The sequence below is a fragment of the Vibrio sp. RW genome (genome assembly GCF_027587105.1).
GTDB lineage: Bacteria > Pseudomonadota > Gammaproteobacteria > Enterobacterales > Vibrionaceae > Vibrio > Vibrio toranzoniae.
Genome location: NZ_JAPPTM010000102.1, coordinates 1 through 301, shown reverse-complemented (window position 1 = coordinate 301; position 301 = coordinate 1). Strand labels below are relative to the sequence as shown.

1 rRNA gene is annotated in these 301 nt (G+C 54.8%); it reads left to right on the top strand.

Annotated features, from left to right (window positions below):
• A 23S ribosomal RNA gene (locus tag OCT63_RS21490) occupies positions 1-301 on the top strand; the annotation flags it as partial.

The following is a 301-nucleotide window of genomic DNA, read 5'->3' as shown; positions in this document are numbered from 1 at the left end:
GTGGGGTAGGGGAGCGTTCTGTAAGCCGTTGAAGGTGGTCTGTAAGGGCTGCTGGAGGTATCAGAAGTGCGAATGCTGACATGAGTAACGATAAAGGGAGTGAAAAACTCCCTCGCCGGAAGACCAAGGGTTCCTGTCCAACGTTAATCGGGGCAGGGTAAGTCGACTCCTAAGGCGAGGCCGAAAGGCGTAGTCGATGGGAAACGGGTTAATATTCCCGTACTTCTTACAATTGCGATGGGGGGACGGAGAAGGCTAGGTGGGCCTGGCGACGGTTGTCCAGGTTCAAGTATGTAGGCGG